The sequence below is a fragment of the Clostridium sp. AF20-7 genome (assembly GCF_003479275.1).
GTDB classification, from domain to species: Bacteria; Bacillota; Clostridia; order Lachnospirales; family Lachnospiraceae; genus Otoolea; species Otoolea fessa.
The window spans coordinates 32,185-43,569 of record NZ_QUGF01000016.1 but is presented as its reverse complement, the minus strand read 5'-3'; the positions used below and the strand labels follow the sequence as shown (position 1 = coordinate 43,569).

The window sequence follows — 11,385 nt, the reverse complement described above, 5'->3', positions numbered from 1 at the left end:
TTCTTAGAATTTTCAGGGTTTTACATACTGTTCAGTTTTCAAGGTTCTTTGTTATTGCCTCAGCAGCAACTTTTATAGTTTATCAAAAGTTTTTGCTTTTGTCAACACTTTTTTATTTTTTACAAATCCACGTTTTTCCGAAATTTTTTCTGAGTTCATCAAGAATTTTCAAATCATTTCTTTCGTTTCGTGTTTTGTTTTTGTCCTTGTCTCGAGGACGTATGTTATGATACCAGAGCATTCCCGGAAAGTCAAGCATTTTTCTAAATTTGCTATTTTATATGTTTTTTTGTGATTTTCAAGAATATTCTGGCATCATTTAAACAGAGCTATTTCTATATTGCTGTTCTTTCTTCTACAATTTTATCTTCTCATCAGCAGCCGGAACAGTTCTGACAGGTTCTGCAATCGCGTGCTGTCTGGTTCTATTGATTTTTATTGCTTTCCCGGGTTTTCTTAGCAATGTGTTCCTTCTTTCCCATCCGTCCCGCTATCTTTCTGGCACTCTCGGTCACTGCCAGACCGCCTTCACTCGTCTCGCGTAAAGCAGCCGGAAGCGCATTGCCGATCCGACGCATGGAATCGATGACCTCGTCTGCCGGGATTGCACTCTTGATTCCCGCCATTGCCATCTGCGCACTGACCGCCGCATTGACGGCGCCGGCGGAATTCCGCTTGATACACGGAACTTCAACCAGACCACAGACCGGATCACAGGTTAGTCCCAACATATTTTTGAGGGCAAATGCCGCTGCATTCGCGATACACTCCGCATCGCCGCCCTGCAGATATGCCAGCCCCCCTGCTGCCATCGCACTTGCTGAACCAATCTCCGCCTGGCATCCACCCGATGCACCGGCGATGCTCGCATTTTCTGCAATAACCGCACCGATTCCTGCACTGACAAAGAGCGCCTCGACCATCCGGTTCTCCGTTTCCTTACAATATTCCTCATACGACAAAAATACCGCCGGAATCACCCCGCATGCGCCCGCCGTCGGAGCCGCCACGATTCGTTTCATACAGGCGTTGGACTCTCCCATTTTCACCGCTTTTTCCATCACAAGCCCCATGTATCCGCCCGCCAGGCTGCGACCGGAGGCATTGTATGCGTGCAGTTTTTCTCCGTCGCCGCCCGCCATTCCACTTGCCGAGACGATCGAGCCGTCGTATTCCTGATCTGCCTGGCGCATCGCCTGATACATCTGCCGCATTGTTTCAAACGATTCTTCCACCGTCACCTGGCGTTCCTGCACATCTGCCAGAAGAACCACCTTCCAGAGCGGAATTTGATGTTCGTTCGCTAAGCGGACCAGATCACTCACTGAATGATATAACATTTCCATTTTCCCGTTCCATTCCTTTTCTTATATGAACCTTTCCTATCGAAGACTTAAATATGTTACCTTTCGGATACCCTCCTGACGGCGCAGCCACACAAGCCCTTCTTCCGGAATCTCTTGATCGCACTCAATAACCATCACTGCCATGCCGCCGCGCGCCGCACGGTAGAGCTGCATCGTCGCAATATTGATCGATTTGTGCGCCAGCATCGCCGTCACATCCGCCACATGTCCCGGCTGATCGTCGTTGTGGACAACCAAGGTTGGATAACTGCCGGAAAAATTGGCTTCAATCCCATCGACCTTCGCAATATTGATCCGGGAACCGCCCAGTGATTCACCTACTACCGTCAGACTGCGCCCAGAAATGCCCTCAAGCTCCAGTTCCGCCGAATTTGGATGCGCCTCTTTTAAATTAGCTTCCTCAAAGGAAAACTCAATCCCTTTCTCCTCTGCCAGGTGAAAGCTGTCCGGAATCCGCATGTCGTCCGGCACCATTCCTAAAAGTCCCGCAATCAGCGCTTTCTGGGTTCCGTGTCCGGTTCCCGTTGCCAGAAATGAGCCGTACAGACCAATCCTTGCCCGCTTAACCGGTTCCCCAAGAAGCTTCTGCGCCACAAATCCAATCCGAACCGCGCCCGCTGTGTGGGAACTGGACGGTCCGACCATCACCGGACCTACTATATCAAATAGATTCATATTTCTTTCCTTTTCTCTCGTTTACTTCGCCAGGTAGCCGCCATCCACCGGGATTACCGCTCCCGTTATATATTCTGCCGCGTCACTCGCTAAAAACACGGTAATTCCTGCCAGATCCTCCGCCTTCCCCCAGCGGTGCATCGGGATCCGCGCCGTTACCTCTTCATACTGATCCGGATTTTTGGCTTTCATGTCCGATGTGAGCTTTGTCTCCATATAACCAGGTGCGATCGCATTGACGGTCACACCACACGATGACCATTCATTGGAGCAGGCTTTCGTGAGCTGCGCCACACCGCCCTTACTTGCCGCGTATGCCGGTATCATCACACTTCCGAAGAAGGAGGTCATCGATGCCACATTAATAATCCTGCCGTATCCACGCTGCAGCATATCCCGCGCCGCCAGCTGAGACATCTGGAACATAGCACCTAAATTTACTCGCAGAATCCGATTCCACTCTTCCATCGGAAAATCTTCTGCCACGCACCGGTGCTGAACTCCCGCACAGTTTACCAGTATATCCGCCTGACCATCAAGACTTTCCACCAGACGCTTATAGATATTCGGAACCTCCTCTTCTCTTACCAGATCTCCCACTATTCCGTGAACCACCACACCGGTTGTCCGTGCAAGCGCATCAGCGCTCTCCCGCACCTTCTCACTTGTTCCCAAAATAGCAACCTCCGCCCCAGCTCTGCACAGTCCCTCTGCCATGCCATAGCCGAGTCCTCTGGTTCCGCCCGTAACGATCGCTTTTTTCCCCTTTAAGCTAAATAAATCCATGAAATCGCGCATCTTTTATTTTCCCTTTCAAAAGCACACATCTGTAAACAGCCCCTCTGCTGCAGATTACGAACTAGCGATATATTTGTTTTTTATTTCCATATATAAAAGCTGCCGCGAAACAAGAATTTCATTCTTTTCACAGCAGCTTTTTTACTTTTATTCAATGCATTTTCTTCCGCTGCCTGACTGGCTGCATCGAGCGATTCGCTTATGCCAGCTTTTCGCCGGTCAGCATCTCATAGCTCTGAAGATATTTTTCAATGGTCTTGTCTACAATCTCCTGCGGGAGTGTCCAGTCATTGCCCGGATGAGCGGTCAGCCAATCGCGTGCAAACTGCTTGTCGAAGGACGGCTGGGAATGTCCTGCCTCGTAGCCCTGTGCCGGCCAGAAACGGGAGCTGTCCGGAGTCAGCATCTCATCACCAAGAACGATGTTGCCATTCTCATCCAGACCGAACTCAAACTTGGTATCTGCGATAATGATACCTTTTTCCAGTGCGTACTCCGCACATTTTTTGTAAAGTGCTATCGTGTATTCACGCAGCTTATCTGCATACTCCTTTCCCTTGCCCGGGAAGTATTTTTCCAGATGATCTACGCTCTGCTCATAGGAGATGTTTTCATCATGATCGCCAATCTCTGCCTTAGTGGACGGTGTGTAGATCGGCTCCGGCAGTTTGTCAGACTCTTTTAAGCCTTCCGGCAGTTCAATTCCACAAACCTTTCCGGTCTTCTGGTAGCTTGCCCAGCCGCTTCCTGTGATATAACCGCGGACGATGCACTCAATCGGAAGCATCTCAAGCTTACGGCACATCATGCTCTTTCCTTCGAATTTCTCCTGCTGGAAGAATTCCGGCATGTCTTTTACATCTACGGAAATCATGTGATTCGGGATAATATCTTTCGTAAGGTCAAACCAGAACTTAGACATCTGTGTCAGTACCTTGCCTTTGTTTGTCACTTCATTATGTAAGATAACATCAAAGCAACTGATACGATCCGTTGCAACCATAATCAGACTGTCTCCATTGTCATAGATTTCACGGACTTTTCCTTCTTTAATCGGTTTCATCTCCTGCATTTTTCGCACCTCATTCTTAAATTTTATGGTGGAATCCAGAGCCCCCCTATATCACAAATGTACAGCTCTGTATCCTTCTATCTGATAAATTACCACTTATCCGCCCTTATTGTCAAGACTCGCCTCCCCGTTTCCCCCTTAAATCCCAACAATTCAGCATTTTACCCTGTAAAATGCAGTTTGGCATGAATTTTTCTACGCCATTTTCTTCCAAAATGGAATAGCAAAAATGCAGCGTCATCTGCCGTTCTTCCCTGTTTTAAAGAAGAGTTTTCAGATGACACCGCATTTTATCAATTCATTATTTATTATGTATATGTCTCGGATTCTCAGACCGACACACTCTTACTTATTTCAGAGCTGCAAATCCACGCTCCAGATCCTCGATGATATCGTCGATATGCTCAGTACCGATGGAAAGACGGATGGTGTTCTGCTTAATGCCCTGATCTGCCAGCTCCTTGTCAGTCAGCTGGGAGTGGGTTGTTGTTGCTGGATGGATAACCAGGCTCTTTACATCTGCTACGTTTGCTAACAGGGAGAAGAGCTGCAGATTGTCGATGAACTTATGAGCTTCTGCCTGTCCGCCCTTGATCTCAAAGGTGAATATAGAAGCGCCGCCGTTCGGGAAATATTTCTCATACAGTGCATGATCCGGATGATTCGGCAGAGACGGATGATTTACGTGCTCTACTAACGGATGTTTGGACAGGTACTCAACAACCTTCTTGGTATTTTCTACATGACGGTCGATACGCAGAGACAATGTCTCAGTTCCCTGAAGAAGCAGGAATGCGTTGAACGGGGAAATCGTAGCGCCCATATCACGCAGAAGGATCGCACGGATGTAGGTAACGAATGCTGCCGGACCTGCTGCCTCTACGAAAGATACGCCGTGGTAGCTCGGATTCGGATCTGCGATTGCCGGATATTTGCCGCTTGCTTTCCAGTCAAATTTACCGGAATCTACGATGATGCCGCCCAGAGTGGTTCCGTGTCCGCCGATGAACTTGGTAGCGGAATGTACGACAATGTCTGCGCCATGCTCGATCGGGCGAATCAGGTACGGTGTACCAAATGTATTGTCAATGACTAACGGAAGTCCGTGTTTGTGTGCAATCTCAGCAATCGCGTCGATGTCCGGGATATCACTATTCGGATTTCCGAGAGTCTCCAGATAGATAGCACGGGTATTTTCCTGAATTGCACTTTCTACCGCTTCAAGATTATGAGCGTCTACGAAAGTTGTAGATACACCGAAATGGGAAAGTGTATGCTCTAAAAGGTTGTAGCTGCCGCCGTAGATGGTCTTCTGTGCTACAATGTGACCGCCGTCCGCTGCCAGTGCCTCGATTGTATATGTAATAGCAGCTGCGCCGGATGCGGTTGCCAGTGCTGCAACGCCGCCCTCCAGTGCTGCGATCCTCTTCTCAAAAACATCCTGTGTGGAGTTGGTCAGACGTCCGTAAATGTTACCGGCATCTGCCAGACCAAAACGTGCTGCCGCATGTGCTGAATTTTTAAATACATAAGAAGTGGTCTGATAAATCGGAACGGCTCTGGAATCGGTTGCCGGATCCGGCTGCTCCTGACCTACGTGTAACTGAAGAGTCTCAAATCTATAGTTTCCCATCTCAAAATACCTCTCTTTCTATTTCTGAAAGTTTATTTCCTAGTATGTAAATTTGTTTTTATTTTATATTCATTTTTTATTTGAGCAAGCGTTTTTCCATTTATTTTCAAGTTTTATATAAAATAATTGCTTTTTCCGCAATATTATATTTGCTTATGCAAATGTATATTTAGCTTTTTGGGTAAACAAAAAGCCGGACCGCTTAATTTTCTTTAAGCTCCCGGGCAAATGGCTTGCATCTTAAATCGTTGTCATTCTCTTAAATGGCAGATATGCAAATTTACCTGACCATATAAAATGCCCGGGAATTACACATTCGACAACAACACATCAGATTTCCGTTCCATATAATATTCTGTCTTGCCATTGTATCTGCCTCCTTTTTATTTTCATGTTCTTTCTGAACTCGATGGCTTAATGATACTCTTATAAACCAACTTTGTCAATAGGTATTAGAAAAAAACTTTTTTCTATGTTTTCCACGCTTTTCTCCTTGAAAGTCCTATTACCTTGCGTTATAATTGGTTAATAGTAAGGAGGTTACCGAATGATATCGACAAAAGGAAGATACGCTCTGCGCGTTATGATCGATCTGGCGGAACAAAATTCTGCTGGATATATACCACTGAATGAAATTGCCACCCGTCAGCAGATTTCTGAAAAGTATCTGGAAATCATCTTGAAGGTTCTGGTCAAAAATAAATTACTGGAAGGACAGCGCGGCAAAGGCGGCGGTTACCGTCTGACCCGTCCGATTAATGAATATACCGCCGGAGAGATTCTGGAACTGACCGAAGGCTCTCTCTCTTCCGTTGCCTGCCTTGCACCGGATGCGCCGCCGTGCGAACGTCAGACAAGCTGCGTGACCCTGCCGATGTGGAAACGCTTTGATCAGGTTGTACACAATTTCTTCTATAATATTACTTTAGAAGATCTGGTAAAAGAAAGTCAGTCTTTGCCGAAAAGTACGAATTAGCATTTATAAATGAACGAAGGCATTCCATTTTGACCGAATGCCTTTTTATATATAGATTTTTCTATTTATTTCAGTATTGAAGCATCTCAAATGTTATTTTTTGATGCCTTTCCGCTCTTTTGCCCGCTCGAGCAGTTTCCCCGCCTCTTCCAGTGCTCCCGGAAGATACGCTTCCGTCCACTCTTTTCCGGCTTTTTCCTGCTTCTTGATTGCATCCCAATCCGTGACCGGTTCTCCCTGTTCGGACAGCATCGACTTACCAAACACGTGCGGATGGCGGCGGATCATTTTTTCGCTGGCGCCATCCATGACCTCCCGTACCGTAAACAGTCCTTCTTCCTCCGCGATCTGCGCGTGAAGAAGAATCTGCAGCATTAAATCCCCCAGTTCTTCTTTCAGGTTCTCCGCATCGCCGGTCGCCTCCCAGATATTGATACCGCCAATCACCTCTGCCGCTTCTTCAATGCAGTACGGTTTCAGCGATGTATGCGTCTGCGCCCGATCCCACGGACAGCCGTCCTCGGCACGGAGATGGCGGACTACCTCGCAGAAGCGCATGAACGATGCGGCGCGGTCATTTTCTTTTTTTATCTCATTTGATTCTCGTTTCATTCTCTCTATCCATTTTCTTGTCTGCTTTTATTTCTGAGCTTGTTTATATGCTTATTTTTTTATTATATTCCAAATTTTGCTTTCTGTCAGCCGTAAAATGAATTTGGAATTGACAGTCTGATATTTTTCATTTACAATACAATTATAATAAAATAGATTCTTTTATTTATCGGGACTCCTGCCCGGATGCTCCCTTCGTAAATAAGAGCCATGAATCTTACAGGATACGTGGGTCTTTTTTTATTGCACATGATTCCGATACAGCTACCATACCGGACTGCTGCCAATCTTTTTTGATTTGGAAATTATCCAGTAAATAAGCGCTCGGATCATCCAGATAGAAAATCCCCTGTCAATTTCTGCACAATGCAGTATACCTGGAGGATTGATACCATGACTTTTTATGAAACTTTAGATTCAATTATGAAACAGGATTTTGGCGGTCGCGGACTTTTAGCATCTCTGCCTGCTTCCCCACTTGCGGCTGTATCTGCTTCTCTCGCCCATGCGAAAAGAGCCGTTCTTCTGACCGGTTTCCCGGTTCGAATGCCAGACGGTTCTATTACCGGCGAGACGGATGGACCTTCCGGAACTGCCAACCTCGCAGCAGCGCTGACGGCAGCTGGCTGCGGCGTGTCAGTCGTAACCGACTGGTCTTCTTATCCGCATCTGGAAGCGGCTCTCCGCTTCCGCGCTCCGCAGGCAACCTTGATCCGTCTGCCGGAACAGAATACGGATAACTTTATCCGCACCTTTATCCATGATGCAAAACCGACCCATCTGATCAGCCTGGAGCGCCCAGGTAAAGCTGAAAACGGACATTATCACAGCATGCGCGGTGAACAGCTCGACGACATGATCACGGATTCGGCTCTTTTCCTGTCTGCTGCCAGAGAAGCTGGTGCCACGGTCATTTCCATCGGAGATGGCGGCAACGAGATGGGAATGGGGACTTTCCGCCGTGAAATTCTCGCAGGTGTTCCACACGGCGAACTTATCTGCACCGCAGAAGCAGCAGACCTGACGCTGGCAAGCGGCGTTTCCAACTGGTGGGGCTGGGGCATTGCCTCCCTGCTCTCCCTGGAATTAGGACGGAATCTTCTCCCCTCTGACCGCACCGAGACAGAATTGCTCCGCCGGGTTGTGGCAGCAGGCGGTGTGGATGGATGCACGAAAAAAGCGGAACTGACCGTTGATGCACTCCCTCTGGAGACGCATCTGAGGATTTTGCAGTCTGTCCGCGAATTGACCGATGAAACGCTTAAAAAGCAGACAGCAAAGAGAGAAACTCCTTATTTTTACAGAGAGCGGAAGGTAATGGCAGCTGTTTAGGGACTTTTGGTTTTTTATTTGTTTTCATTTTCATAAAAAAGACCTGCTTATGTATTTCACTACATAAGCAGGTCTTTTTTGAATGATTGTTTAATGCTCGCTTTTTACGCTTACAGTTACCTTTTATCTTCTCTTTATTTGCTCTTACTTTTCTTCTGCAGCCCGATATGCCTGTGTCACATTTTTCGTGATCGCTTCCGCTTTCCGGTCAGCCGCCACAACCACATGACTCAATGCAAGTAATGCCAAAACGTTCGGAATAACCATCAGCGCGTTGAAGAAATCTGCCAGAGCCCATACTAAATTTACCTTTAACATAGAACCAATGACAATACAAATCACTACGATGAAGGAATAAACCTTTGCCGCGCCCTCGCCGAACAGATATTTCGCATTCGTCAGACCAAAGAAATGCCATCCCAGAATCGTCGAAAATGCGAAGAACAGCAGGCAGATCGCAATAAAAATAGAACCAAAGTTTCCAAAGCTCTGCATGAATGCCGCCTGTGTCAGCGCTGTACCATCCTTGCCGGAGCTCATCGCATCCGTTGTCAGGACTGCAAATACGGTCAGATTTAAAATAACAAATGTATCAATAAAGACACTGATCATCGCACAAAGCCCCTGATGATGCGGGCTTTCTGCTTTCGCACGTGCGTGAGCATGCGGTGTGGAACCCATACCTGCCTCATTGGAGAAAAGTCCTCTCGCTACACCAAAACGGATTGCTTCGCGGACGGTGATACCAGCACCAGCACCCATTACCGCTTTCGGATCAAACGCGCCCTTGATGATCATCATAAATGCTGTCGGCACATGATTGATATGAAGACCAATCAGAATCAGGCTTCCTACAATGTAAACGCCTGCCATAACTGGCACAACCTTCTCTACCACAGCTGCCAGACGTTTGGTTCCACCAATGAAAATGAATCCTGCCAGTACTGCCAGCACAAGACCGATCGTGATCGGCGGAATATTGATTCCATATACCTGAAATACCTCTGTAAACGCAGCACCGATCGAGTTGGACTGTACCATATTGCCCATAAACCCAAGTGCTAAAACAATAAAGATAGCAAACAGAGTGGATAATACCTTTCCAAAATTACCTTTAAATGCCGCCTTGATGTAGTAGACAGGTCCGCCTGTCACCTCACCATTTACCTCTGTTTTGTAGGTCTGTGCCAGAACCGCCTCGGAGTAGATGGTCGCCATTCCGAAGAACGCGCTCAGCCACATCCAGAAGATTGCACCCGGACCGCCGCCAAACAGCGCTGTCGCCGCACCTGCCAGGTTACCAGTACCAACCTGTGCTGCGATCGCCGTCATGATCGACTGAAACGGGCTCATTTCCCCTTTTTCATGTTTTTCTCCGTTCAGGCTGAAATGTCCAAACACATGCTTGCAGCCCTCGCCAAATTTTCTTACCTGGATGAATTTGAGACGAATCGTGTAATAGATGCCCGTTCCACACAGCAGAATCAGCAGAAGAAAACTCCACAGAAAATCATTGCCTTTGTTTACCAGTGTCAAAATCGTGTCCATTTTTTATCCTCCTCTATGTTTTCGTTACGATTCCGGCTCTTTTGTAAATCCGGGATCGAGTAATAAAATAAGAGCTGATACAAATCAGCTCTCCAAAGAGTAGAACATATGCATACAATAGAACTCATCCCCTGGTTCCATTGTGATTGGTTGTATGCCCTGTCCTTTTGCCTGAGAGATCAACGAATACCATGGACGTGCATCCGTCTTACACCTTCGGCGCTCCTTCTTGGAGACTCTCCAGAGTGTCCCTGCCTGACTGACCTTCGATCACTCGTCAGGACGGTTCAGTAAACAGGAACGAACTTATGTGAGGTATGCTATCACATTTCTTCTGCTTTTTCAACTGATTTTTATAAATTATACGAAAATCCTCAAAATATTACGGTTCGCGACACGTTTTCCCCCTTTTCATTAAACTGCTCATACTTTTCCCCAATCAAAAGAGAATCCATCTGCGGGTATGCACCATCTTTTAAAATATACGATGGAATTTCCCCTTCTGGCTGCCATCCCGGCTTTTTCCCTCCCCATTCTTCCCGTTTTTGAGCTGCCTCTGCCTCCGTCACTTTCCTCCATGCCGATTCTGCTGCCTGACCACGCTTTCCCTGCTTTGTCAGAGGAATCACTTTAAAATGATATACGCCCGCAGTCTGCATCAACGGTACAAAATCGTACTGTTCAGCACTCGTCCGATGCGGATGTCCGACACGCTTCGCATCCCGGTAAAGCATCACCAAATATGCCGAAGCCCCCGGCGCTTTCTTCCACCTGCCAATTCCTCTTTCCGCCCAGACTGCTGCATCCACCGTCCCTATTATCTCTCCGGCATCCTGTAATTCGATCGTCAAAAGCAACGTAGTGCCATTATCCTTCCGAACTGCCTTGCTGCATACCGCGCCAAGCCCTGAAAACTGGATGTCCTCCTGGCGAAGGACGGAAAAAGAATCATCTGCGTCGGATTCCAGTTCTATTTCGTATAGAATTTCCGGAGCAGGTTCTTCTGCATGGATTTCTTCTATCTTTCGTTCTTCTAAAGAAACTTCTTTGGTACCTATATTTTCAGAGTCGGCTTGTATGCTCCCTTTATATTGTTCATTTTCTTTTTTTCCCACCTCTGCCCCATCCATCGCCGGTCCGCTTGCCGGATCACCGGAGATTCGTTCCACACCAGTGACGCTATATGCCCTGTCCCGGCTTTCCGCCTCCAAAACAGGCATTCCCATTTCATCCAGCTCTTCTGCTGCCAGCCGAATCCTGACCCGATCGATGGATGCCGCGGCAGCGGGAAAACATCCCGCAGCCGCCTGGCTCAGTACGGCTGCTCCGAAGAGCAGCCCTTTCGCCATCTGATTCATAAAATTCCTCCTCT

General features: G+C 47.4%; 10 protein-coding genes and 1 riboswitch. Of the genes, 2 read left to right on the top strand and 8 right to left on the bottom strand.

Annotation, left to right across the window (positions count from 1 at the left end; translation table 11 throughout):
- Positions 1-425: 425 nt before the first annotated feature.
- From sdaAA to DWX68_RS14105, 5 genes are all read right to left on the bottom strand, one after another.
- A complete protein-coding gene (gene sdaAA, locus DWX68_RS14125; RefSeq protein WP_118629982.1) occupies positions 426-1,340 on the bottom strand; it encodes an L-serine ammonia-lyase, iron-sulfur-dependent, subunit alpha in 915 nt (304 codons plus the stop codon).
- 42 nt (positions 1,341-1,382) lie between these two features.
- Entirely contained in the window at positions 1,383-2,042 is a 660-nt protein-coding gene (gene sdaAB, locus DWX68_RS14120) for an L-serine ammonia-lyase, iron-sulfur-dependent subunit beta (RefSeq protein ID WP_107000463.1), read from the bottom strand.
- 21 nt (positions 2,043-2,063) lie between these two features.
- On the bottom strand, positions 2,064-2,828 hold the full coding sequence (locus tag DWX68_RS14115) for an SDR family oxidoreductase (protein ID WP_333549887.1): 765 nt from the start codon (positions 2,826-2,828) through the stop codon (positions 2,064-2,066).
- 211 nt (positions 2,829-3,039) lie between these two features.
- A complete protein-coding gene (locus tag DWX68_RS14110; RefSeq protein ID WP_022359439.1) occupies positions 3,040-3,912 on the bottom strand; it encodes a phosphoribosylaminoimidazolesuccinocarboxamide synthase in 873 nt (290 codons plus the stop codon).
- A 349-nt stretch (positions 3,913-4,261) separates the two neighbouring features.
- The gene (locus tag DWX68_RS14105) at positions 4,262-5,545 is read right to left on the bottom strand and encodes an O-acetylhomoserine aminocarboxypropyltransferase/cysteine synthase family protein (protein ID WP_118629980.1); all 1,284 of its coding nucleotides are present in this window, start codon (positions 5,543-5,545) and stop codon (positions 4,262-4,264) included.
- Between the two features lie 547 nt (positions 5,546-6,092).
- Here DWX68_RS14105 and DWX68_RS14100 point away from each other — a divergent pair.
- On the top strand, positions 6,093-6,521 hold the full coding sequence (locus DWX68_RS14100) for an Rrf2 family transcriptional regulator (RefSeq protein WP_022359441.1): 429 nt from the start codon (positions 6,093-6,095) through the stop codon (positions 6,519-6,521).
- Positions 6,522-6,614: 93 nt separating this feature from the next.
- Here DWX68_RS14100 and DWX68_RS14095 read toward each other — a convergent pair whose 3' ends face one another.
- Entirely contained in the window at positions 6,615-7,133 is a 519-nt protein-coding gene (locus DWX68_RS14095; protein ID WP_207663965.1) for a MazG nucleotide pyrophosphohydrolase domain-containing protein, read from the bottom strand.
- A 393-nt stretch (positions 7,134-7,526) separates the two neighbouring features.
- Here DWX68_RS14095 and DWX68_RS14090 point away from each other — a divergent pair, with 393 nt between their 5' ends.
- Positions 7,527-8,465 (top strand): DUF4392 domain-containing protein, encoded by a 939-nt coding sequence (locus tag DWX68_RS14090; RefSeq protein WP_107000466.1) that lies wholly within the window; start codon positions 7,527-7,529, stop codon positions 8,463-8,465.
- 144 nt (positions 8,466-8,609) lie between these two features.
- Here the strand turns inward: DWX68_RS14090 and DWX68_RS14085 are convergent, their stop codons facing one another.
- Both DWX68_RS14085 and DWX68_RS14080 read right to left on the bottom strand, forming a co-directional pair.
- Positions 8,610-10,013: a sodium:alanine symporter family protein gene (locus DWX68_RS14085; RefSeq protein WP_022359445.1), complete on the bottom strand. Its 1,404-nt coding sequence runs from the start codon at positions 10,011-10,013 to the stop codon at positions 8,610-8,612.
- Between the two features lie 149 nt (positions 10,014-10,162).
- A riboswitch (glycine riboswitch) is annotated at positions 10,163-10,267 on the bottom strand.
- Positions 10,268-10,387: 120 nt separating this feature from the next.
- Positions 10,388-11,371, bottom strand: coding sequence for a hypothetical protein (locus DWX68_RS14080; RefSeq protein WP_118629978.1), 984 nt, complete (start codon positions 11,369-11,371; stop codon positions 10,388-10,390).
- Positions 11,372-11,385 lie beyond the last annotated feature (14 nt).

Bases quoted from the DNA above. Each gene is read 5' to 3' on its own strand.
- sdaAA (WP_118629982.1), bottom strand. From the start codon at position 1,340: ATGTTATATCATTCAGTGAGTGATCTGGTCCGCTTAGCGAACGAACAT.
- sdaAB (WP_107000463.1), bottom strand. From the start codon at position 2,042: ATGAATCTATTTGATATAGTAGGTCCGGTGATGGTCGGACCGTCCAGT.
- DWX68_RS14115 (WP_333549887.1), bottom strand. From the start codon at position 2,828: ATGGATTTATTTAGCTTAAAGGGGAAAAAAGCGATCGTTACGGGCGGA.
- DWX68_RS14110 (WP_022359439.1), bottom strand. From the start codon at position 3,912: ATGCAGGAGATGAAACCGATTAAAGAAGGAAAAGTCCGTGAAATCTAT.
- DWX68_RS14105 (WP_118629980.1), bottom strand. From the start codon at position 5,545: ATGGGAAACTATAGATTTGAGACTCTTCAGTTACACGTAGGTCAGGAG.
- DWX68_RS14100 (WP_022359441.1), top strand. From the start codon at position 6,093: ATGATATCGACAAAAGGAAGATACGCTCTGCGCGTTATGATCGATCTG.
- DWX68_RS14095 (WP_207663965.1), bottom strand. From the start codon at position 7,133: ATGAAACGAGAATCAAATGAGATAAAAAAAGAAAATGACCGCGCCGCA.
- DWX68_RS14090 (WP_107000466.1), top strand. From the start codon at position 7,527: ATGACTTTTTATGAAACTTTAGATTCAATTATGAAACAGGATTTTGGC.
- DWX68_RS14085 (WP_022359445.1), bottom strand. From the start codon at position 10,013: ATGGACACGATTTTGACACTGGTAAACAAAGGCAATGATTTTCTGTGG.
- DWX68_RS14080 (WP_118629978.1), bottom strand. From the start codon at position 11,371: ATGAATCAGATGGCGAAAGGGCTGCTCTTCGGAGCAGCCGTACTGAGC.